Here is a 21,829-nt window from a genome sequence, read left to right as displayed (position 1 = left end):
CCGATCGTGACAACATGCTTAAATGAAAGTCTGAGAACTAAACTAGGTTTACAAGGGGAAGAGAAATGGCACAGTGGTTAGATGCAACAGTAGTGAAGCGCACAGATTGGAATGATCATTTATTTAGTTTGCGCTTTTCATGTGCTGAATTTCCTCAATTTAAGGCTGGCCAATTTACCAAAATTGGTTTACTGCAAGAGGATGGCAAGGTTGTTTCACGCCCCTATTCATTGGTTAATGGCCCGCAAGATCATGAGTTAGAAATTATTGCTGTACCCGTTGAAGGCGGGGTGTTATCACCTAAGTTGCATGAGCTGCAAGTAGGCGATAGTCTTAAGATTATGGCACCGCCGACGGGTTTTTTAATCTTGGATGAAGTGCCTAAAAGTCGTGATTTGTGGTTGATTGCCACGGGCACTGGAGTGGGGCCTTTTTTGTCTATACTCGCAACTGAACAAGTGTGGGCAAGTTATGAGAATGTGGTATTAATCTATGGCACTCGCTGGCAGCAAGACCTCGCTTATTTACCACTTATCGAAAGTTGGCAGGCACAGTCTCCTGAACGTTTTCATTTTGTGCCGGTGGTGAGCCGCGAACAAGTAACAGGATGTCTACAGGGGCGCATCCCCATGTTGTTAAAATCAACAGAGATTCAATCTCGGCTTGGTTTGCATCTGAGCGCGACAGACAGCCAAGTCATGTTGTGCGGTAATCCTGAAATGATCCAAGATACCGTGGATTTACTGAGTGAGCTCGGTTTAAGTAAACATTTACGTCGTTCGCCCGGGCAAATTTCTATGGAGCGTTATTGGTAAGCCAGTCAAATTGAAGGGGATAATATTAATGCAAAAAGGATCAATATTATTTACAGCCTGTGCTGTTCTATGTCTAATCGGATGTTCTTCAGTGGCAAAAAAACAAGCGTCATTGGCACAAGTGCCTTTGACTCTACCAAGCTTTAATACAGATATATTTAAACCTGTGTCTGTGCCCACTGAACATCAGATATTTAGTTTAAGTGAAGAACAACAGAAGGATTTTCTTCGTTACTATAAAGATCCGAACAATCAGGATACGCCAGAGCATCTGCGTTTATTTGACTATCTTCATGCATTTATTGGCGATTTCGGGTTTCGAGGAGCTACATTAAACGCATCTGAAGCACTATCGCTAAAAACGGGTAACTGTCTTACTCTTGCTATTGTCACTAAGGCGTTAGCTGATGTTGTGAATTTAGAAATTGCATTTCAACGTGTACACAGTGCCCCTGTATATGCACGTAACTCAACATTAATGACCTTGTCATCTCATGTTCGAACCTATATTTATGATCCAAGTTATGCACCTTCACCAGACGTTATCGTGATAAGGCGAAGAAGCATCATTATTGATTATTTTCCGAGTAAATCAGATGTTGCTGGTAAAATGGTGTCAGAAGCCGATTTTAGGGCCATGTACTATCAAAATATTGCTGCTGAGGCCTTGTTAAATGGCAAATTGGACTATGCTCATGCGGCGTTGCAAAAAGGCCTGTCATTTAATTCTTTTAATACCGAAACCTTAAATTCTTTAGCAGTAACTTTTAATCGTGCTGGTGAGCATAAGCAGGCGGAGATCTTGTACCAGTTTATGTTAGATCATAGTTTCGCCTCTGGTAATGTCATTAGTAACTATGTTGCTTTGTTACAGTCTCAAGGTCGAGATAGTGAGGTGGCAGAATTGACACAAGAAGTTGATGCGATTAACGCTGATAATCCCTATATCTGGATTGATTTAGCCGAACAGGCTTTTGCAGAGAATCGATACACCTTAGCGAATAAATATTACAAAAAAGCCGAGGATATTGCGCCCTACCTGCACGAAGGTCAGTTTGGCTTAGCTAAAAGCTATTATCAACTTGGTCGGCTTAACTTGGCTGAAAAATCCCTTACACGAGCTATAGAACTGACTTATACCTCTGCTGATAGGCGCCTGTATGAAGCTAAGCTGCATACCTTGTTACAAGACAATCCGTATTAGCTTTGGGCAAACCAATTGAGCTTTTCTTGCAAGCTGACTACTGAGCCGACAATGATCAAGGCTGGAGGTTCTATACCTGCTGCCTCTGCCTTGGTCTGAATATCCATCAAAGTGCCAGTAATGACCTTTTGTTGCGCGGTTGTGGCAGATTGAACCATTGCAATGGGCGTTGTGGCGGGTAAACCATGTTTGACCAACTCTTCACAGATAATCGCTAACCCGGTTAATCCCATATAAAACACGATAGTCTGGTCGGGTTGGGCTAGGCCTTGCCAATTTAGATTGATGGTGTTGTCGCGTAAATGGCCGGTAGCAAATACCACTGATTTAGCATGATCACGATGGGTTAAGGGAATTCCTGCATAACTCGCGGCACCGCTAGCGGCTGTAATCCCCGGCACCACTTGGAAACTAATTCCCTTTTCAACTAAGGTTTCAAGCTCTTCTCCACCTCGTCCAAATATAAAGGGGTCGCCTCCTTTTAAACGCACTACACGTTTACCGGCCAAAGCTTCACTGGCCAGTAGTTGGTTAATTTCTTCTTGCGGCACAGTATGTTTACTTTTGGCTTTGCCCACATAGATTTTTTCGGCATCGCGGCGAACCAACTCGAGTATTTCGGGAGAAACTAAACGGTCGTAGACCACCACATCGGCTTTTTGCATCAAGCGTAAAGCTCGAAACGTTAATAAATCAGGATCGCCAGGACCAGCGCCGACCAAATAAACCTCGCCCTTGTGCGGTGAATCATCAGACTCTAATTTAGTTAGTAATTTACGCTCTGCTTGTTGGTGATTGCCCAGCAGCACATCTTCAGCAATATCACCATCAAACACATCTTCCCAAAAGAAACGGCGCTCTGTCACCGAAGCTAGCTTTTGTTTGACTAAGTCGCGGAATTTTTCTGAAAATTGACCTAGCAAGCTAACCTTTTGTGGGATCAGTGATTCGAGTTTTTGTCTTAAATATCTGAGCAATACTGGTGCAACACCGCCACTACTTATAGCAATCACGATAGGGGAACGGTCAATAATAGAAGGTGTGATAAATTGACAAAGGGGGATGTTATCTACCACATTGACCAAAATATTAAGTGCCTTGGCTTGGGCATGTATTTGAGCATTGATTAGACTGTCATCTGTTGCCACAAATACCAATTGTTTTTCAGTTAAGTCGTTGGCTTGGTAGGGACGATGTTCAAAACTTACTTTGCCTTCGTCAACTAAGCGCAAAACCGTATCACAGGCCCACGGGGCCACTACGCTTATCTTGGCGTGTGTTTTAAGCAGTAGTTCAATTTTACGGGCTGCGACCTCTCCCGCGCCTACCACTAAACAATTTAATTCAGTGGTGTCCAAAAAAATTGGAAAATATTGCATGTATGGAGCCACCTAATATGAAAGAACACATATTTTGCCTTTTCTTTTATCACCAAGGAACAATTGATAAGGCTGTTGTTATGCTATTTGGTTATTAAAAAATTGTGTTTTAATCAGTCTGAAAATCGTTACTATTATTTTCTAAAGCAATTAGTTAGCCAAAGTTGGTCTTGTGTTTATTCCTAAAAATATGCTGATGAATGATTTAACTGAGAAACATGACTTCATTGAACAATTTGGTTTTGCTTTATTGGTCAGTGAAGACTTACAAGTGACTCATCTGCCAATGACCTTAGTCACCGAAGAGAGCGGCTTGGGTGTGCTATATGCACACATGGCTAGAGCAAACCCACACTGGAGAACACTCGATAAACAAAAGGTAAAGGTGGTATTTAACGGTCCTCATGCTTATATTTCACCCAGTTGGTATGCTAATGGTCCAGCCGTGCCGACATGGAATTATGCGGCAGTACATGTTAGTGGACAGGCAACGTTGTTAGATGACGTTCAGACTTTTCAAGCGGTGCAGGCCTTAGTCAATCAATATGAGCCCGCTTTATTGAACAATGAAGCGCTGATGCCGGCTGATAACCAACACAAGTTGGCTACCGCTATTGTTGGTTTTAAAATTGAAATTCAACAGATTGAAGGCAAACATAAACTTGGTCAGCACAAAAGTGTAGCCGATCAACAAGGTACAGTGACTGGTTTACAAAGCAGTAAGCACTCAGACAGCTCGGCTTTGTTGGCTTATACGCAGCAAACCGGCATTGGTGTGGGACGCCAATAAGCTTGTTTGCTGCGTTTTAGTAGTAATAAAAGTGTACATGTTTTGCCTCATGCTACGTAAATCAAAAATATCAGACTGTATTGATGTAGAGTGTTGAGAAATATTTGGAGATAGAAGTGGAAATTAAACGCATTAACCCTAGTCCCCGTTGGTCAGACGCTACTGTCTTTAATGGTACCGCGTATTTCGTTGAGGTTGCAGACGATCCAAGTGTGGACATGCTTGGCCAAATTAGGCAAATATTAACTCAGGCCGAAGACAGTTTACTGACGGTAAAGAGCAATAAGTCTCGCTTAATATCGGTGACTATCTATGTGACTGACTTTGCTAATTTCGATGTATTGAATCGAGAATGGGAAGCGTGGTTACCGCAGGGCTGCGCACCAAGTCGTGCTTGCATTAAAGCTGAACTTGCTGATCCCGCTTATTTGGCAGAGATAGCGTTTATTGCGGCTTCAGACCAAGACGAGTAAATTGAAAAATGTTGCTTAGCAAAGACTTCTTATGCAGCTAATTATCTTTGCTCTTTAACTGCAGCTCAATATTTCCTCACTACTACTGCCTTAGGATAACCTTAGGTGTGCTTAGCTTGATTCATTTATACAAAAAAAGGAGCCGTTTGGCTCCTTCTTCAATTCAACTTACCTTGCTTATTCTTTAAAGCTAGGCTTTGCACGAGGCTTAGGCGGTGTTTCTGACCATTCACGCATACCGAGAGCTCGACCTGCTACGCGAGTTTTTTGCAATACGTCTTGCGTGGCCTTGGGCATATCTTTAGGTAAATCTACCGTGCTGAAATTGTCATAAATTTCAATTGCACCGATATTTTTACTAGAGATATTAGCTTCATTAGCGATAGCACCAACGATGTTGCCAGGTTTTGCGCCATGAGTATGACCCACTTCAATACGGTAACGTTGCATCCCTTCACTAGGAGGGCTTGATTTACGTTCACGTTTGGGACGGTCAGGACGATCTGAGCGTTCACCACGTTGAGGACGGTCGCCGCCACGTGAAGGTCTGTCACCGAAGTCACGACCACCACTGTCACGTGCACCGCGTTCGCCGCGAGGAGCGCGTTCTTCAAGATTAGGACGATCTGATTCTTTTAGAATCAAAGGCTCATCACCTTGGGCTATTTTAGCCAAAGCTGCCATTACCACTTCGGGTGAAGCATCTGCTTCTTTCATAATGGATTCAACGATAGGGATCATAGTTTCGATGCTGGCATCGTTGATGGCTTCTAAAACGCTCGCTTTGAAACGGCTTAAACGGGTTTCATTCAATTGCGAAATTGAAGGTATTGCCATTGGCTCAATTGACTGGTTAGTCGCTTTTTCAATGGAAAACAACATACGTTTTTCACGGTGAGAAATAAATAATATTGCATCACCTTGACGTCCTGCTCGGCCGGTACGACCAATACGGTGTACGTATGATTCAGTGTCATAGGGGATATCATAGTTGATAACGTGGCTAACACGTTCAACATCTAAACCACGGGCCACAACGTCGGTTGCAACCAAGATATCAATATTGCCTTTCTTCAAACGTTCTACAGTACGTTCGCGGGCATTCTGCGGTATATCACCATTTAGCGGTTCAACATCATAACCACGAGCCGACAGTTTTTCAGCCAACTCTAAGGTGGCTGTTTTGGTTCGCACAAAAATTATAACGCCATCAAAATCTTCAACTTCTAGAATACGAGTTAAGGCTTCTAGTTTGTGATGACCCGCTACTTGACAGTAACGTTGAGTAATTTGCGCCGCAGTAGTCACGTTAGAAGCAATCTTAACGTGTTTTGGATCTTTTAAATAACGCTGGGTTATTTTGCGGATCGCATCTGGCATAGTCGCAGAGAACAAGGCGGTCTGACGTTCTTTAGGTGCGTGGCTTAATATCCATTCAACATCGTCAATAAAACCCATACGCAACATTTCGTCGGCTTCATCCAACACTAAGAATTTAAGTTGGTCGAGTTTCAATGTGCCTTTTTTGATATGGTCGATCACTCGACCAGGTGTTCCAACAACAACTTGCACACCACGTTTCAACTGGCGTATTTGGTTATCATATGATGAACCACCGTAAACCGGCAAAACACGGATTTTACGGCTGAAACTAGCATAAACCTGAAAGGCTTCAGCTACTTGAATAGCCAACTCACGAGTAGGGGCTAATACTAATAATTGTGTGAAGTCAGCATCAGGATCAATGTTGGCCAACATGGGTAAGGCGAATGCTGCAGTTTTTCCGGTTCCTGTTTGCGCTGTGCCTAATAAATCATGGCCTTGTAGGAGAAGTGGAATTGCCTCAGCTTGAATGGGCGAAGGTTTTTCGTAGCCTACTTTTTCTAAGGCTTTGAGAATTTCTTCAGGTAAATTTAGATCTTTAAACGTTATTTCAGATGTGGTGGTCATCAAGAGTCCCAGGGTACTAGCAGGCACAGCATAATTTTAATCGGTCAAACAATTTTTTTAGGCGAAGCCGGCTCGGTTTCAAAGGATGAATTATATTCGATAACCTGCATTTACTCCACGTAATGCGTTGTTTAATTGCTGTTTTTTTTCAAATAGTCAGCTAAGTTAAGTCCAAATTACATTTTTATGTCAATAATGTTGCATATTTGTGATCTATGGTGAGTGCTTAATTAACATGCAGCGCTTTTGTCTGGCTTGAGCGAAAAATAAACAACTAGTGCTTGCTTGTTTAATTTTGAGTGGCTAAGGGTTCAAAATTTTTACTTTTTTACAATAAAAGTCTTTAATTGCATCCTAACTCTAGTATCTTTATGTGCAACATTTGATGCTTATAGACAGAGAATATGAATACCAAACTATCACTCCCTAAAATTCTGAAACTAAGCTTTGTTGGATTAAGCGTTTCTCTACTGCTTAGTTGCGGTCCAAAAACCGCCGAGGAGCATATTGCTGAAGCTCAACAATACATTAGCGAAAAAAATAATACTGCAGCCATCGTAGCATTGAAAAATGCGGTGCAAACTGACCCTAAGTCGGGCGAGGCGCGTTTTGTATTAGGTAAAGTTTATTTAGAGGCCAAGGAATTTGAGAATGCTGAAAAAGAGCTAAATCGAGCCTTTGAGTTTGGCTACGACCCAGCTAAAGTTTTGCCACTACTGACCAAAGCCTATCAAAAGACCGGTGCCTATTCTGCGCTAAGTAAGATAGAGCACCAGCAAGCGGGTCTTACCTCTGTTGAACGTGCTGAAATTGGTTACTTCAAAGTATTATCGTTAGTCCGATTGGCCAAAGAGGATGAGGCGCGCGCTTTAATTGAAGAGCTGGCCAGCATCGAAACTAATTCTGTTTATAAAGGTTTAACGGCTGCTTATGTAAAGGTGCTTGATAAAAATTATGATGAAGCCTTAGCAGACTTGATTTTACTTAAACAGCAAACGCCTCAAGATGCAGAAGTGTTGAAATTGTTAGCGCAATTGCAGTTGGCTCTGGGTAAACCACAAGATGCGGCTGATACATTTAATGAGTATGTGCAGTTTTATCCTGAAGACGTGCAGATTAAATTTGTACTGGCCAAGTTGCTAGTTGATTTAGGCCGTATGGACGAAGCAGAACCTAACATCGATAGCTTACTGAAAATAAATCAACAGAACCCCCTGTTAAATCAGCTTAAAGCGGCGGTGAGAGCGTCTCAACAAGATTATGCAAATGCTTTGAAATTTGCTGAAGTTGCCATTTTAAACGGTGCAACAGACCCCTCTTTGCGCCTAGTTGCAGGATATGCAGCGTTTAAGATTGGCGATTACACCAGTACCAATCGGCATTTGTCTTTTATCGTTAGTCAACTACCTGATAATCACCCTGCATTAAGAATGCTCGCGGCCAGTCAATTACAAATTGGCTTAACCAGTGAAGCTGGTGATGTTCTAGAAAGAATAGATGACCTGAGTGGAGCAGATGCGCCATTACTGTCCAAGGCTAGCTATCAATTGATGAAAGAAGGTTATGAAAAAGACGCACGTCAATTGGTTGAAAAATCGACTGAGTTAAGTGAAACCGCAGAAGATTTAACTCGGCTGGGACTTTTGCAATTATCACTTAATAATCTTGACGGTATTGTGAATCTTGAAGAGGCAGTAGAGAAATCACCAGAGTTAGCAAGTGCGCAAACAACCTTGGCCACCGCTTATGTTGCCACAGGGCAATATGATAAAGCCTTGGAATTGGCCACTCGATGGAAGGCTAGCGTGCCTAAGGACATTAAGCCTTATATGATAAAAGGCCAGATACACATTAAACGCCAAGAGTTTGAGCTGGCGCAAAAAGAGTATGAAAGTGCCTTAACGTTAGACAGTAAATCACTTGAGCCACAAATGGCCTTGGTGAATTTAGCCATGATTCAAAATAATATAGAGCAAGCCAAAGAAAGGTTAGCGGTATTATTAAAACAAGAACCGTCTTATTTGCCTGCCTTAGCAGCTAATTATTTGTTATTAAAACAAAATGGCGAAGCATCTAAGGGCATAGACAAAATTAAGCAACTAGTCAGTAAAAAACCACAAGATGTGGATGCTCGACTATTATTGGCCAGAATTTACCTCGCAGAACAACAGTTTGACGAAAGTTTAAAAGTTCTCAATACCTTTACTGATACTAGTGATTTGCCGAAGACCTATTGGAAAATAAAAGGGCAAAGTCTAATTGCTAGCAATCAGCGCAGTAATGCAGAAAAACACTATGATGCTTGGTTGCAAGCTTTTCCCAATGATAAAGAAGCCACTATTGGACGTTTATTGTTGCTAGACAGTGAAAATAAATTTGCTGATGGCATTAAAATGACCGAGAGCTTTTTAGACAAGCGCGATGATGTGCAAATGCAGCTTTTGCTCACACATTTTTTGCTGATGAACCAAGACATTGTTAAAGCCAAAACTGCCTATGAAAAATTGCCCTCAGGCGTACTTGATATGCCTATCGCTAAAGGCTTCTTAGCACGCTTCCTGCTGGCAGATAAGAATCCCACAGAGGCACTACCCAATGCACTATTAGCCTATAGAGCTAATCCAAGTTATCGCAATGTCATATTAGTGACGATTATTTACGATCAACTAAAGCAAACTGAAAATAGCTTAACATTTTTGAATGCACACACGGCTAACCATGCTAGTGATATGCCATCAAGAATGTTGCTGGCTGAACGACAAATAGGTGGCGACACTGCTAATGCGATGCGTTCTTATGAGTTGGCGATTGAAGCAAATGCGAAAAACTATGTCGCTTTGAATAATTTGGCCTACCTTAATTTACAACAAGGACAATTACAAAAGGCTAAGGAGTACGCGCAAAAAGCAGTAGAAATCATGCCAACTAATCCAGCTACACTGGATACCTTGGCACAGGTCTATGTTGCAGAAAAAAGTTATGATGATGCCTTAGAGTATTACGAACGTGCGGTAACAGACAAAAATGTCACTGAGGAAATCTATTTAAATTATGTAGAGGCCCTTTTTCTTGCTAAACAAGACTTTTTAGCCAAGCGTAAATTATTACAAAAAGAGTATCAGGAAGATGCTTCAATCAAGCGAGTTGCGGAATTTAAAGCCAAATATAATTTGTAGATATTAGGGGGGCACTTATCCTGATGGGATTGAGTGTCGACAACTCTTGACACTATTTGGGCCAGAGTAATTGATTTGCTCTGGCCCTTTGTGTTTTGGTCTTAGTGTGCTTTTATTGGCAGCTTACGCCTACAGAAGCAAATGCATCAGTAATGTCAGAGACTGAATAGCCGTAGTCACCTGCAGCGTTTATTACGCCACACGCTCCATCATTATAATTTGATGAAGGTGACCAGTACATTTGGTTAGCCAACACAAAAACGTCGAATGCCTTATGTGTATCCCAACCAGATTTATTGGCTAATAAATAAAACGCTTTGTTATACACACCAGAAGAATAGTGCACGTCCATGCCAGCAGTATAATCAGAAGCATGTCCTATTGAGCGCCCATCACGGCTTGGGTCATCCATGTAACGCAATGAGCCACTACCTTTAATTATGTCACTTCCGACTTTCCAGTCATTGCTACCGCGCATAAAGAATTCAGCGGCTTCACCAGCCATATCAGAAAACGCTTCGTTCATTCCACCAGATTGAGCAGAGTATTCTAAGCTTGAATTTTGTTCAGTAAAACCATGACTTACTTCGTGAGCAGATACGTCTAAACTTACTAATGGATGGAAAGTACTTCCCCCATCACCAAATGACATCGCACGGCCATCCCAAAAGGCATTTTCATAGTTACGGCCATAATGTACGCGCATTTCTAACTGAAAGCTCAGTGGTGCAGTGTTGTACCAATCTTGGTACATGTTGAAAATTACATTGCCAAAATAATGTGCGTCGTTAAGTGGTGAATACGCGCCATTAACCGGTTTGTAGGTGTTTTCTGGGCAGGTAAACGTAAAAGTAGAGCCACGGCGTGTGCTGTTGTTCATATCAACCGTTTTTACGTTGGTATTGAGCATGGTACACGTACCTGAACTTGCCGTGACGTCTAAGGTACTAAAGTCAGCACCATAGTAATATTGACCGGTTTTGCTGTTTCCACCGGGACCGGTAGCCGCAAACGAAACCCCTGGATCAGAGCCGCCACCGCCAGATGGCTTACCTTTTGTCATCAGCTCGTTCCAATGGCGAATAACTTCCCCACTATTGGCGTCAACTAGACCTGCAGGTCTTTCCAAGATACTGTTTTTTTCGCTCAAATAGGAAACACGATAGGCTAAGCGATTAGCGCCATTTTCTGACAAGATTACCAACTCCACATCTTTGTGCCCTGCTGAGGCTCCTTGATATATACGGTTGAGTGCAGCAATGGCTTGTCCTTGAGTAATGTTAGGAACTACCGAGAAGTCATCGCTAAGATCGGCAATTAACCCTTTTATCTTGTTCTGCGTACCCTGTTTGTCTACAACAAGATGGTGACCGTATACTTTAATGCCTTTAAATACTTGTTGTTGTTTGGTTTTCAGGCTGCCTTGGCTGGTTTTAAACTGTTTAGTTGCTTGGAAACTATTGGCCTGACTTAAACCAAGTGCTTTATTTAAAGCTTCACCAGAGCTCACGTTTACTTTGCTGGCTAAAGCAGGCAATGCTGTCATGATGCTGAGGGCGAGAGTTGTTTTAACGAGTGTCTTTATTATCATGTTATGGACTTCTCTTATTGTAGTGTTTGATTTTATTATAGTTTTTACATAACGTGCTTTATCTCAGGAGAAAACCAAGTGTAAGCGCTTTTACTATGTAATAAATTCTTACAAATCGCTACTTATTAAAATTGGTGTAGCATTAGCGTATGTAACATTTATGTTACATTTTCAAGCTATCAAAAATCTTATTATGTTAAGAGGGAGTCTAGTTAGTTAGTCACTTTATACATATGACTCTAAAACCAAATTTTGAATGGGAAAGGACCTGACTAGGCAAATATGCTGTTAGTCAATACCAGGCTTACTGATATAGAGCCTAGTATTGTCGGTTGCAAATTTTTCAACATGGTTGAGTTGACATGAGGCCGAAATCAATTACTTTTTTAAGATTTTGTCTTTGATTGATTTGCCAGTATTAGTTGTTTTTGTAACTCAGCAATCTGTTGAGATATCTGTTTTAAACTCGGTTCACCTTCTTCTTCGCTTGCTTCGGCTCGGGCTTTGGCATTTTCTTGCTCCATGACATTAACTACAATACCGATGACCATATTTAAAAAAGCAAAGGCAGTAAAAAAGATAAAGGTTAAATAAAATATCCAGCTTAGCGGATAGACCTCCATTGTTTCGTACATGACGTCGGTCCAGTCTTCAAAGGTCATCACACGGAACAGGGTCAATAAGGAAATAGTGATATCGCCCCATAATGTAGGATTGATACTTTCAAATAAAGTGCTACCCACTGCGGCATAGATATAAAAGATAATAAACATTAACAGCATGACGTAGCCGAGTTGCGGCATCGCTTTTATCAATGAAACTAATAAAATACGAAGTTCTGGAATAATCGATATCATGCGCAGCACCCTGAAGACTCGAACTAGTCTGGCCACTAAAGCAAGGTCGGTATCATTCACGGGGATCATGCTTATCAATACAATTAAGGTATCAAAAATATTCCAAAAACTTTTAAAGAAATCGCGTTTACGTTTTTCAGCCAAAAAGCGAATAGTTATTTCGGTGAGAAAAAAACCACTGATAAACCAATCTAAAAAATGGGTCACTTGTAGCATGGTTGACGACATTTCATAGGTTTTAGCGCCAACCAACAGGGCAGAAAATATAATCACAGACACGACAAATATTTCAAACAGCTTATTGCTGCGAATGGCGATAAATTGGTCTTTTAGCTTGCTGGCTTTCATAGTTAACTTAAGCTCGGAATATTGAAGGTTGTTAGAGAAATTCGACGATAGGGTAGTGATTTAACAAAGCCTGTCAATCATTGTATATGGGTATACATCAATAATTATGATGTCTTTGATATTTGGTAATGTAAATCGCTGCGTTATAGTGGTTTACAGCGTTTGTATTCTGTTTTAGGTGAAACTATGTCAACTTCCTTTGTCTTTCAAACTGTGAATGATATTCGTTTTGGTGCACATTGCACTGAGCAAATAGGTGTAATTCTACAAGAAAAGTTTGCTGCACGCAGCGCTCTGATTATCACCGACCAAGGTTTGGTGAAATTGGGGAAACTGCAAGCATTGCTAACATCATTAGAGACAAGCTCTATTAAGGTAAAAGTATTTGACCAAGTCTTACCTGACCCCTCAGATTCATTAATTTTACAGGCAGCTGAGCAAGCTCAAGACGTCGATGTCATTATTGGTTTTGGTGGTGGTAGTTCGATGGATACGGCAAAGTTAGCGGCGGTTTTGGCGCGTCTTGAACAGCCCTTGGCCGAGATGTATGGCGTCAACAACGTTAGGTCATCGCGCAAACCCTTAGTGCAAATACCTACCACAGCAGGCACCGGCTCAGAAGTGACGCCTATTTCTGTAGTAACTACCGGAGAAACAACTAAATCAGGGGTGGTGTCACCGGTCTTATATGCAGATTTAGTTTTGTTAGATGCGACTTTATTACTCGGCATGCCAGCCCACATAACCGCAGAAACTGGCGTGGATGCAATGGTGCATGCCATTGAGGCATTTACTAGTAAACTGAAAAAAAATCCATTGTCGGATAATTTGGCCCAACAAGCGCTCAAATTGCTAAGCCATTCACTGCCATTGGCTTATGCAAACATCAATAATCTTGAATATCGCCAAGACACCATGTTAGGCGCGATGTTAGCCGGTCAGGCATTTGCTAACGCCCCCGTTGCCGGTGTACATGCACTAGCTTACCCTTTAGGCGGCATTTTTCATCTCGCCCATGGTTTAAGTAACGCCTTAATGCTGCCTCATGTGCTTAAATTTAACTTACCTGCAGCTGAGGCTGAATATGCACAACTTGCGGGATTATTATTGAATGACTTACCCAAAAATGTGGATCAACAAGCGCAAGCATTTTTAGATTGTATGCAAAAAATAAGTAAAAGCGTGGGACTGGATAGACGTTTACGCGACTATGGGGTTAAACAAACGGATCTTGAAAGATTGGCCAAAGAGGCCATGTTACAAAGCCGTTTATTGCAAAATAATCCTAGGCCCATTTTGTTTGAAGATGCTCTACAACTTTATCAAGACGCTTGGTAGAACGAAATTTTACCCAATTAACTTGATTTTTAGGACGGATGATTAACATGAGTGATGCTGTTAAAACGAGAGGTGATTTTCGTCATTTTGAAACATTATCCACTCGCTGGGGAGATAATGACATGTACGGGCACGTCAATAATGTGGTGTATTATGCCTATTTTGATACCGTGGTTAATCGTCTACTGATTGAACAAGCTTGGTTAAATCCTTTGCAAGATAAGGTCATTGCACTGGTTGCTCAAACGCAGTGCCGCTTTTTAAGCTCGATCGCCTTTCCACAGATATTGGAGATTGGTTTGTCAGTTAAGCGTCTCGGAAATAGTTCAGTAACCTACCAATTAGGTGTATTTGTTCAGGGGGCAGATAACGTCGCGGCTTTGGGTGAATTTGTACATGTCTATGTTGATAGCCAAACGCGTTTGCCGGTGCCGATTCCGGCCAAAGTACGAGAGGGGCTCCTTGTTTATCATAGTTAGCCCTTATTAAGTATGACCACTATCTCAACCACCAGTTAGCTTTGTAGTAAATAGCAGATAGTAAAAAGGCAGCTTACGCTGCCTTTTTTGAAACCAACACAAATTATTTTTGTTTGGCCATCAATCCCTGATCAATATCACTGACATCTTTTTCGCTAAGAGTACCTGCGGCTAGTTTTAAGCTCATCATGCTGGTGACATAACCGTATCTGACACGAGATAAGTTACGACGAGCGTCAAACAGGTTACGCGTACTATTAAGTACATCAACGATAGTACGTGTACCAACATCAAAACCAGCTTCTGTAGCTTTTAAAGCACTTTCAGCAGAAATAACAGCCTGTTCAAAGGCCTTAATTCGCGAGATTGCAGCCTTAACATCATTGTAATTTGAACGAACACTGCGGATAACTGAACGATGGATACGCTCGCGTTCTTCACTATTGGCAATAAAGCTATATTTAGCTGAGTCGACGTTAGCAGTAACTCGGCCGCCCGTGTAAAGTGGCACAGATACATTTAAGCCGATGCCGTAAGTGTTTGCCCGTCCCGCGGGTGTTGCAACGCCGTCAGTTGATATAATGAAACTACCGTTGTCAGAAGTTGATGCATTAGCACTTAAACTGACCGAAGGATAATGACCTGCTCTGGCACTCTTAATATCATATTTGGCAATGTCGACACTGGTATTTGCAACCATTAATTGTAAATTACGTTCTTCTGCCAATTTCAACCAATTGTTAATATCATTGGGGTTTGGCATGCTGGCAGAAAAGCTACCTGTGTTTAATACATTCAACGATTCGTAATAAGCACCAGTGATTTCTCTTAAGGCTTCAAGGTTAGTTTCCACATTGTTCTGTGCACTAATTTCTGCCGCTACCGATGTATCATATTGGGCCTGCGCTTCGTGAACATCAGTGATAGCAGTTAAACCGACTTCAAAACGTTGCTTGGTTTGTTCTAACTGGCGTTCGATGGCCCTTTTCTCTGCGCGAGCAAATTCTAAATCATCCTGGGCTTGCAAAGTATTGAAGTAACTTGTTACCGTTCTGACAATTAGGTTTTGCATCGCATTAGCGTAAGTGGTGTCGGCACGGCTAGCAACAAGCTCTGCCCGATCTAAAGCAACCCACACGGAGCGATCATATATACTTTGGCTCAGGTTTACTGAAGCTGAGTTGGTCGAGCGCTCAAAATCACCGAAAGTCTCGTTGGCTGACAGCGAAAGTGAAACCTGTGGTAAGAGACCTGAGCGACTTTTATCAATATCGATAAAGGCCGCATCTTTCTGTGCTTTAGTTTGTAAAGTCGCGGGATCATTTTGTAGCGCTTGCTGATAGACTTCCATTAATGAGTCAGCATAAACAGACGATGTCATGCCTATACCAATCAGTAGCGCCAAAAGTGTTTTCTTCATTAGTTTTCCTTTGATAGTTCCTGATCCGATGGTATCCGAACAGATGACTTAGCTGTGTGTATTTTAGTTTGTCTAAAGTCTATGCAAATCAAGCGATAACCCAAAACGCTTAGTGGTAACACTTAGCCCTCAAGTGTAACAGAATATTTTACTCGAAGACCAGTAGCTGACCAAATGCATAAACACTAATTTGTGATAGCATACTCACATGTGTCTCTCTGCCCCTCACAGGAAATTTGTTTTGCCAGAAATACAACAATTTTCAGCAAAAGACGTAAAGATTGTAAAAACTCAGACTCTATACGATGGTTTTTTCAAGATGATCAAATATGCTTTTAAACACCGGCTTTATGACGGTGGTTGGAGTGAGGTTGTCGAGCGTGAAATATTTGAGCGTGGTCATGCAGTTGCCGTCTTACTATATGATCCTGAGCTGGCAGAGTTCGTTATGATAGAACAAATCCGTATTGGTGCCTTAGCAACCTCAAAAACGCCTTGGTTAATCGAGATTGTCGCCGGCATTATTGATGAAGGTGAAACGCCTGAAAATGTTTGTAAAAGAGAGGCCTTAGAAGAGGCGGGACTTGAAATAAAACAATTGCGCAAAGCCGTAAGCTATTTGGCCAGTCCTGGTGGCACAACTGAGCGCTTAGATGTGTATATTGCCAAAGTCGATGCCAGTAAGGCACATGGTGTACATGGTTTAGAGTATGAAAGTGAAGATATTCTGGTGCACCGAGTTGCTGAACAACAAGCGATGGATTGGATTGAGCAAGGTGTGGTGGAAAATGCCGCCACTTTGATTGCACTGCAGTGGTTTTGTTTGAATAAACACAAAATTTTAACCGAGTGGAAAGAGGGCTAAATGAATCTTCCGAATAAAACGCGCTATGTTCCCAAGTTAGCTAACATGCACAAGGTGTGTGAGCATAACTATGCGCGTTTGTTGTCTTTACTACCTGATTGCGACACAGAGTCACTGGAATATCATTTTAAAGTGAATGGTTCTTTGAGTTATCAAATGAAAATTATCGATAGCAGTCGTTACACCAGTACCATCGAAATGTCGCAACGTTGTATCGACGGCCCTGATTTTTTAAAACCAGTAGTGGTAGTCAGGCTCTATCATGATGCACAAATGGCTGAAGTATTGACGTCACAACATATTGGCGCACTTAAACCCAGTTATGAATACCCCAACAATAAAATGTACCAACGTAATGAAAAAGAGATGGTTAATTTATTTCTAGGCGAGTGGTTAGTGTTTTGTTTAAAACACAGTGATTTATTGCAGTCTACAAGCGTGTAAAGATGCAGGATTTCCTGAGAGAAAAATCGTGATCCGCATAGCGCAGATTTCGGACTGTCATTTATTTGCCGAGGCAAGTAAATCAAGCTATGGACATATCGCGCCTTATGAAAGCCTAGCTAAGGTATTGCAGGATATCGCCCCGCAAAATATTGATTTATTATTAATTACCGGTGATTTAAGTGCGGACGGTAGCGCCGCGAGTTATCAGCACTTCAAAGACTTAGTGATTAAGTACGGTATAAGCAGTCATTATGTTATTTTGCCAGGCAATCATGACAGTTTAGTCATATTACAGCAGCAATTTGCGTCCTCAAACTTATGGCTACACTATCCTTTGCATGCCCCTCTAACTTTGGCGAATTGGCAAATATATTTGCTCAATACCAAAACGCAGGGTACTGGCGGCGAGTTGCCCACTGACGAATTAGCAGGTTTATCTGAGGTTCTGAGTCAGCAAAGCAATTACTATAAACTGGTTGCGGCCCACCATCACCCCATACCCTGTGAATCATGGATGGATGCCCATGGATGGCAAAATGGCGCTGAATTGGTAAGAATTTTACAAGGTTTTGATTCTGTTAAAGCCATGGTTTACGGTCATATTCATGCCGCCACTGAAGTTACCGTTGATCATTGTCGTTACCTTGCTTGTCCTAGTACCTGTTGGCAGTGGGCACTGCAGCCTGAGTTTGGTTTAAGTGAACAAGGCCCAGGTTATCGTATCCTTAATTTGGCCGATTCAGGTCAGTTCAATACTGAAGTTTTTAGAGTGGAATACCCTTAGATTATGGAAAAAGTAATTATTTATTTGCACGGTTTTTTAAGCTCACCGCAATCGCAAAAAGCCCAGCAAACTCTTGCCTATGTAACGACGCATTACCCTGATATATTGATAGAAATACCTAAACTAGCCCATTATCCACAAGCTGCAGTCGATTTGATCGAGCAATTGGTAAAGCGCCACGCTGGGAAAAAATGCCACTTTATCGGCAGTTCTTTGGGCGGTTTTTTATCTACTTATATGGTGCAAAAATTCGGAGGTAAGGCTGTTGTTATCAACCCAGCCGTCAAGCCCTATGAATTATTAGCAGATTATATGGGCGCCCATGTTAATCCTTATACACATGAGGAATTCACTCTAGATGCAAGCCATATTGAGCAGCTCATCAATCTGGATGTAAAAACAATTGAACAAGTAGAAAACTTTTGGGTGTTGTTGCAAACCGGAGATGAAACCTTGGATTATCGTCAAGCCTTAGAAAAATATCAGGGCGCTAAGTTAACGGTTGAAGAGGGCGGTGACCATAGTTTTCAAGATTTTGAACGATTCTTACCAGATATTTTTAGGTTTCTACTGCAAGACTAAATGAAGCTTGGTATAACATCACATCGTAGCTCTATAGCCAACGTTGAAATTACTTAACTGAAAAATAATAAAAACTATGACAAATCAATATAACGCAGACGCCATTGAAGTCCTTAATGGACTTGACCCCGTAAAACGTCGCCCAGGCATGTATACCGACACCACGCGACCCAATCACCTTAGCCAAGAGGTTATTGATAACAGTGTTGATGAGGCAATGGGTGGTTATGCCACGTCAATTCGCGTTGTATTGCATGAAGACCAGTCTTTATCCGTTACCGATGATGGTCGAGGTATGCCCGTAGATATTCATCCAGAAGAGAAAATTTCTGGTGTGGAACTGATTATGACTAAACTCCATGCTGGTGGTAAGTTTTCTAATAAGAATTATCAGTTTTCAGGTGGTTTGCATGGGGTTGGTATTTCGGTGGTTAATGCCCTGTCAAAACGAGTTGAAGTGAGTATTCGTCGCGACGGCAATGTCTATCAAATGGCCTTTGAAAATGGTGATAAGGTCGAAGAGTTGCAGGTAGTTGATACCTGTGGCAAACGTAATACGGGTACCAAAGTACACTTTTGGCCCGATCCGCAATACTTTGATTCAGCAAAGTTTTCGGTCAGCAAACTATTGCATATTCTGCGTGCCAAAGCAGTGTTATGCCCTGGCTTACGAATTCGTTTCGACAATAAAATAAGCAATGAAAGTCAAGAATGGTATTTCGAAGATGGCCTGCGTGACTATCTTGAGCAAGCAGTTAAAGATAGCATCACCCTGCCCACTGATGCGCCCTTTGTTGGCTCTTTTTCAGCAAATAATGAAGCAGCTGACTGGGCCATAGTCTGGCTACCAGAAGGCGGCGACTTAGTTACAGAGAGTTACGTTAACCTAATACCCACAGCGCAAGGTGGAACTCATGTGAACGGCTTGCGTCAAGGATTGTTAGAATCAATGCGTGAATTTTGTGAATTCCGCAATCTTATGCCCCGGGGGGTTAAACTAACCCCAGAAGATATTTGGGACCGATGCAGTTATATACTCTCAACCAAGATGCAAGACCCGCAGTTTGCAGGCCAAATTAAAGAGCGTTTGTCTTCTCGCCAAGCCGCTGCTTTTGTCTCTGGTGTGGTAAAAGACGCTTTTAGTTTGTGGCTCAATCGCCATACCGATATTGCTGAATTACTCGCTGACATGTGCATCAATAATGCGCAAAATCGACTTCGTCAAAGCAAAAAAGTAGCGCGTAAAAAAGTCACCCAGGGCCCAGCGTTGCCGGGCAAATTAACTGACTGCTCTACCCAAGATACCACTCGCTCTGAACTCTTCTTAGTCGAAGGCGATTCGGCTGGTGGCTCAGCTAAACAGGCGCGCGACCGAGATTTCCAAGCCATTATGCCGCTACGAGGAAAAATCTTAAATAGTTGGGAAGTGGATTCGTCAGAAGTATTGGCTTCCCAAGAGATCCACAATATTTCTGTGGCGTTGGGCATTGACCCAGATTCAGAAGATATGAGCGGTCTGCGTTACAATAAAATTTGTATATTAGCCGATGCCGATTCTGATGGTTTGCACATCGCCACCTTACTGTGCGCTTTGTTTGTAAAACACTTCCGTAAGCTGGTCAACTTAGGTCACGTTTACGTGGCCATGCCGCCTTTATACCGAATCGATGTGGGCAAAGAAGTATATTACGCCCTGGACGACGGCGAAAAACAAGGTGTGCTCGACCGTATCGAAGCTGAAAAAAAACGCGGTAAAGTTAATGTTCAACGCTTTAAAGGATTGGGTGAGATGAACCCCTTGCAACTGCGCGAAACTACCATGGACCCGAATACCCGCCGTTTGGTGCAATTGACCATAGATGATGCAGAATCCATGTTAGAAATGATGGATATGTTACTGGCTAAGAAGCGCGCGCCAGATCGCAAAGAATGGCTAGAGTCCAAAGGTAATTTAGCTGAAGTGACTTTGTAGTATATAAGCACTGACCACTTCAGATTAGGGATGTTTTCGGTTTAATTGGAGCTTAGAGTGCTTAGATTTTTTAAATTTTTATTCATTATTTTACTGGTGTTAATGATCACTTTGGCAGGACTGCTGTTTGTTGCTATTGAATCTCAACCCTTGGTCATCGCCAATAGCAGCCAGCAGGTGGATGAAGCGGATTCTGTCAAAGCTTTGATGAGCCAAATCAGTGATAGTTTTAGAAACCGCTCTGAACGCCAAACGATTGAACTTAATGCTGTGCAACTCAATAGCCTGGTTGGGTTTGCCCAACGCGCTCATCAACATTTTAATGGAGTGGTTGACATTTCAGCCAAGCGTACGGCTTTGTCTGCTTCGTATAAGTTACCTGCTAACCCTTTTGGACAATACGTTAATCTTAATATTAATGTATTACCGGCCCAAGGCATTGAATTAGAGCATGTGAAAGTCGGTGGTCTGGCAATACCAGGAAGTCTTGCTCTTTCAGTAGTAACCTATTTAGCTGATTGGTATACCCGCAGCGATATTGCTACGCAGTTTATTGCGCAAGTTGAAAACATCACTATGATGGATGGAGTGATGACCGTGCATATCCAGCCTCTTGATGACTTTTTGAATGAGTTAAATACAGTCAAGCAAAGTATGAACCCTATCGGTGATGAAGAATTAGGTTTGCGCACTGCCTATTATTTAAAATATTTAAACAGCTTAGATGTAGCAAAAAAATCCAGATCGCAATCTTTAGCTAAGTTTATTGGCCCGGTTTTTGTTAAAGTGAAAGAGCGTTCCAGTTATCAAACAGCCGTTAAAGAAAATGAAGCGGCCATTATGGCATTGGCTATATTTGTTGGCCATTACCGTTTTGCTAATTTTGTCGGTGAAGTCCAGCCAGTGGTGGGTAAGATAGCGCTGCCGAAGGCACCCGCTATTTTGGCTCAGCGGGTTGATCTTAATCAGCACTTTATTTTCTCAGCAGCGATTAAAGTTTTATCAGACCAAGGTTTGAGTATTGCAGTCGGCGAGTTTAAAGAGTTGATGGACAGAGGCGAAGGCGGCAGTGGCTATAGCTTTGTAGATTTAAGTGCTGATTATGCAGGTGTTAAATTTGCTCAAACGGCGACTGAACCAGAAAAAGCCTTGCAACTCCAAAGTCTGCTAGCCGGAATTTCAAGTGAGACCGTGTTCTTTCCGAGTATATCGGGGCTACCTGAAGGCTTCAGTAAAATTGAATTTAAGCAACGCTTTGATACGATAGATAGCCCTGAATATCTTAAATTAATCAATGAAATTCATAGTAGGGTTGACTCATTAGCCATCCATCAATAAGCCAACCGGGGCAGTAAGCCG

At 42.0% G+C, this 21,829-nt stretch carries 18 protein-coding genes; 13 read left to right on the top strand and 5 right to left on the bottom strand.

The window, feature by feature from the left end; all coding sequences use genetic code 11:
- Positions 1-65 precede the first annotated feature (65 nt).
- Together ABKW31_RS11325 and ABKW31_RS11320 are read left to right on the top strand one after the other, a co-directional pair.
- A complete protein-coding gene (locus ABKW31_RS11325; protein ID WP_348616470.1) occupies positions 66-815 on the top strand; it encodes a ferredoxin--NADP reductase in 750 nt (249 codons plus the stop codon).
- Positions 816-906: 91 nt separating this feature from the next.
- Positions 907-2,019 carry a hypothetical protein gene (locus tag ABKW31_RS11320; protein WP_348616469.1) on the top strand — a complete coding sequence of 371 codons (1,113 nt, stop codon included), beginning with the start codon at positions 907-909 and terminating at the stop codon, positions 2,017-2,019.
- Here the strand turns inward: ABKW31_RS11320 and cysG are convergent.
- Entirely contained in the window at positions 2,016-3,398 is a 1,383-nt protein-coding gene (gene cysG / locus ABKW31_RS11315) for a siroheme synthase CysG (protein ID WP_348616468.1), read from the bottom strand. The two genes, ABKW31_RS11320 and cysG, sit on opposite strands and share 4 nt — an antisense overlap.
- A gap of 172 nt (positions 3,399-3,570) precedes the next feature.
- On the opposite strand from cysG, the gene ABKW31_RS11310 reads away from it, so the two are divergent.
- Both ABKW31_RS11310 and ABKW31_RS11305 read left to right on the top strand, forming a co-directional pair.
- On the top strand, positions 3,571-4,188 hold the full coding sequence (locus ABKW31_RS11310) for an FMN-binding negative transcriptional regulator (protein ID WP_348616467.1): 618 nt from the start codon (positions 3,571-3,573) through the stop codon (positions 4,186-4,188).
- Positions 4,189-4,304: 116 nt separating this feature from the next.
- Complete coding sequence (locus tag ABKW31_RS11305; protein ID WP_348616466.1) at positions 4,305-4,661, top strand: RidA family protein; 357 nt, start codon at positions 4,305-4,307, stop codon at positions 4,659-4,661.
- Between the two features lie 177 nt (positions 4,662-4,838).
- On the opposite strand, the gene ABKW31_RS11300 is transcribed toward ABKW31_RS11305, so the two are convergent.
- Positions 4,839-6,611: a DEAD/DEAH box helicase gene (locus tag ABKW31_RS11300; protein ID WP_348616465.1), complete on the bottom strand. Its 1,773-nt coding sequence runs from the start codon at positions 6,609-6,611 to the stop codon at positions 4,839-4,841.
- 404 nt (positions 6,612-7,015) lie between these two features.
- Between ABKW31_RS11300 and prsT the strand changes: the two genes are divergently transcribed.
- On the top strand, positions 7,016-9,787 hold the full coding sequence (gene prsT / locus ABKW31_RS11295) for an XrtA/PEP-CTERM system TPR-repeat protein PrsT (protein WP_348616464.1): 2,772 nt from the start codon (positions 7,016-7,018) through the stop codon (positions 9,785-9,787).
- 112 nt (positions 9,788-9,899) lie between these two features.
- Here prsT and ABKW31_RS11290 read toward each other — a convergent pair whose 3' ends face one another.
- Both ABKW31_RS11290 and ABKW31_RS11285 read right to left on the bottom strand, forming a co-directional pair.
- Positions 9,900-11,378 carry a M4 family metallopeptidase gene (locus ABKW31_RS11290; RefSeq protein ID WP_348616463.1) on the bottom strand — a complete coding sequence of 493 codons (1,479 nt, stop codon included), beginning with the start codon at positions 11,376-11,378 and terminating at the stop codon, positions 9,900-9,902.
- A 386-nt stretch (positions 11,379-11,764) separates the two neighbouring features.
- Positions 11,765-12,583: an ion transporter gene (locus tag ABKW31_RS11285; RefSeq protein ID WP_348616462.1), complete on the bottom strand. Its 819-nt coding sequence runs from the start codon at positions 12,581-12,583 to the stop codon at positions 11,765-11,767.
- A 186-nt stretch (positions 12,584-12,769) separates the two neighbouring features.
- Here ABKW31_RS11285 and ABKW31_RS11280 point away from each other — a divergent pair, with 186 nt between their 5' ends.
- Positions 12,770-13,921 (top strand): iron-containing alcohol dehydrogenase, encoded by a 1,152-nt coding sequence (locus tag ABKW31_RS11280; RefSeq protein WP_348616461.1) that lies wholly within the window; start codon positions 12,770-12,772, stop codon positions 13,919-13,921.
- A gap of 47 nt (positions 13,922-13,968) precedes the next feature.
- Positions 13,969-14,400, top strand: a complete 432-nt coding sequence (locus ABKW31_RS11275) for a thioesterase family protein (protein WP_348616460.1) — start codon at positions 13,969-13,971, stop codon at positions 14,398-14,400.
- Positions 14,401-14,503: 103 nt separating this feature from the next.
- Here ABKW31_RS11275 and tolC read toward each other — a convergent pair whose 3' ends face one another.
- Complete coding sequence (gene tolC / locus ABKW31_RS11270; protein ID WP_348616459.1) at positions 14,504-15,820, bottom strand: outer membrane channel protein TolC; 1,317 nt, start codon at positions 15,818-15,820, stop codon at positions 14,504-14,506.
- Between the two features lie 241 nt (positions 15,821-16,061).
- On the opposite strand from tolC, the gene nudF reads away from it, so the two are divergent.
- The 6 genes from nudF to ABKW31_RS11240 all read left to right on the top strand — a co-directional run bounded on the left by nudF (position 16,062) and on the right by ABKW31_RS11240 (position 21,808).
- On the top strand, positions 16,062-16,685 hold the full coding sequence (nudF, locus tag ABKW31_RS11265) for an ADP-ribose diphosphatase (protein ID WP_348616458.1): 624 nt from the start codon (positions 16,062-16,064) through the stop codon (positions 16,683-16,685).
- Positions 16,686-17,129 (top strand): DUF1249 domain-containing protein, encoded by a 444-nt coding sequence (locus tag ABKW31_RS11260; protein WP_348616456.1) that lies wholly within the window; start codon positions 16,686-16,688, stop codon positions 17,127-17,129.
- A 28-nt stretch (positions 17,130-17,157) separates the two neighbouring features.
- Positions 17,158-17,916 (top strand): metallophosphoesterase, encoded by a 759-nt coding sequence (locus ABKW31_RS11255; protein WP_348616455.1) that lies wholly within the window; start codon positions 17,158-17,160, stop codon positions 17,914-17,916.
- Positions 17,917-17,919: 3 nt separating this feature from the next.
- The gene (locus ABKW31_RS11250; protein ID WP_348616454.1) at positions 17,920-18,498 is read left to right on the top strand and encodes a YqiA/YcfP family alpha/beta fold hydrolase; all 579 of its coding nucleotides are present in this window, start codon (positions 17,920-17,922) and stop codon (positions 18,496-18,498) included.
- Between the two features lie 76 nt (positions 18,499-18,574).
- Positions 18,575-20,470, top strand: coding sequence for a DNA topoisomerase IV subunit B (gene parE, locus ABKW31_RS11245; RefSeq protein ID WP_348616452.1), 1,896 nt, complete (start codon positions 18,575-18,577; stop codon positions 20,468-20,470).
- Between the two features lie 57 nt (positions 20,471-20,527).
- The gene (locus tag ABKW31_RS11240) at positions 20,528-21,808 is read left to right on the top strand and encodes a hypothetical protein (RefSeq protein WP_348616451.1); all 1,281 of its coding nucleotides are present in this window, start codon (positions 20,528-20,530) and stop codon (positions 21,806-21,808) included.
- Positions 21,809-21,829: the final 21 nt, after the last annotated feature.

Source organism: Paraglaciecola sp. 25GB23A, assembly GCF_040012495.1.
GTDB lineage: Bacteria > Pseudomonadota > Gammaproteobacteria > Enterobacterales > Alteromonadaceae > Paraglaciecola.
Note: the sequence above shows the minus strand (reverse complement) of the source record. Positions and strands in the feature narration are given on the sequence as shown.

Excerpts from the sequence above, each read along its gene's own strand:
- ABKW31_RS11325 (WP_348616470.1), top strand. The coding sequence starts at position 66 with ATGGCACAGTGGTTAGATGCAACAGTAGTGAAGCGCACAGATTGGAAT.
- cysG (WP_348616468.1), bottom strand. The coding sequence starts at position 3,398 with ATGCAATATTTTCCAATTTTTTTGGACACCACTGAATTAAATTGTTTA.
- ABKW31_RS11300 (WP_348616465.1), bottom strand. The coding sequence starts at position 6,611 with ATGACCACCACATCTGAAATAACGTTTAAAGATCTAAATTTACCTGAA.
- prsT (WP_348616464.1), top strand. The coding sequence starts at position 7,016 with ATGAATACCAAACTATCACTCCCTAAAATTCTGAAACTAAGCTTTGTT.
- ABKW31_RS11290 (WP_348616463.1), bottom strand. The coding sequence starts at position 11,378 with ATGATAATAAAGACACTCGTTAAAACAACTCTCGCCCTCAGCATCATG.
- ABKW31_RS11285 (WP_348616462.1), bottom strand. The coding sequence starts at position 12,583 with ATGAAAGCCAGCAAGCTAAAAGACCAATTTATCGCCATTCGCAGCAAT.
- ABKW31_RS11280 (WP_348616461.1), top strand. The coding sequence starts at position 12,770 with ATGTCAACTTCCTTTGTCTTTCAAACTGTGAATGATATTCGTTTTGGT.
- ABKW31_RS11275 (WP_348616460.1), top strand. The coding sequence starts at position 13,969 with ATGAGTGATGCTGTTAAAACGAGAGGTGATTTTCGTCATTTTGAAACA.
- tolC (WP_348616459.1), bottom strand. The coding sequence starts at position 15,820 with ATGAAGAAAACACTTTTGGCGCTACTGATTGGTATAGGCATGACATCG.
- ABKW31_RS11260 (WP_348616456.1), top strand. The coding sequence starts at position 16,686 with ATGAATCTTCCGAATAAAACGCGCTATGTTCCCAAGTTAGCTAACATG.
- ABKW31_RS11250 (WP_348616454.1), top strand. The coding sequence starts at position 17,920 with ATGGAAAAAGTAATTATTTATTTGCACGGTTTTTTAAGCTCACCGCAA.
- parE (WP_348616452.1), top strand. The coding sequence starts at position 18,575 with ATGACAAATCAATATAACGCAGACGCCATTGAAGTCCTTAATGGACTT.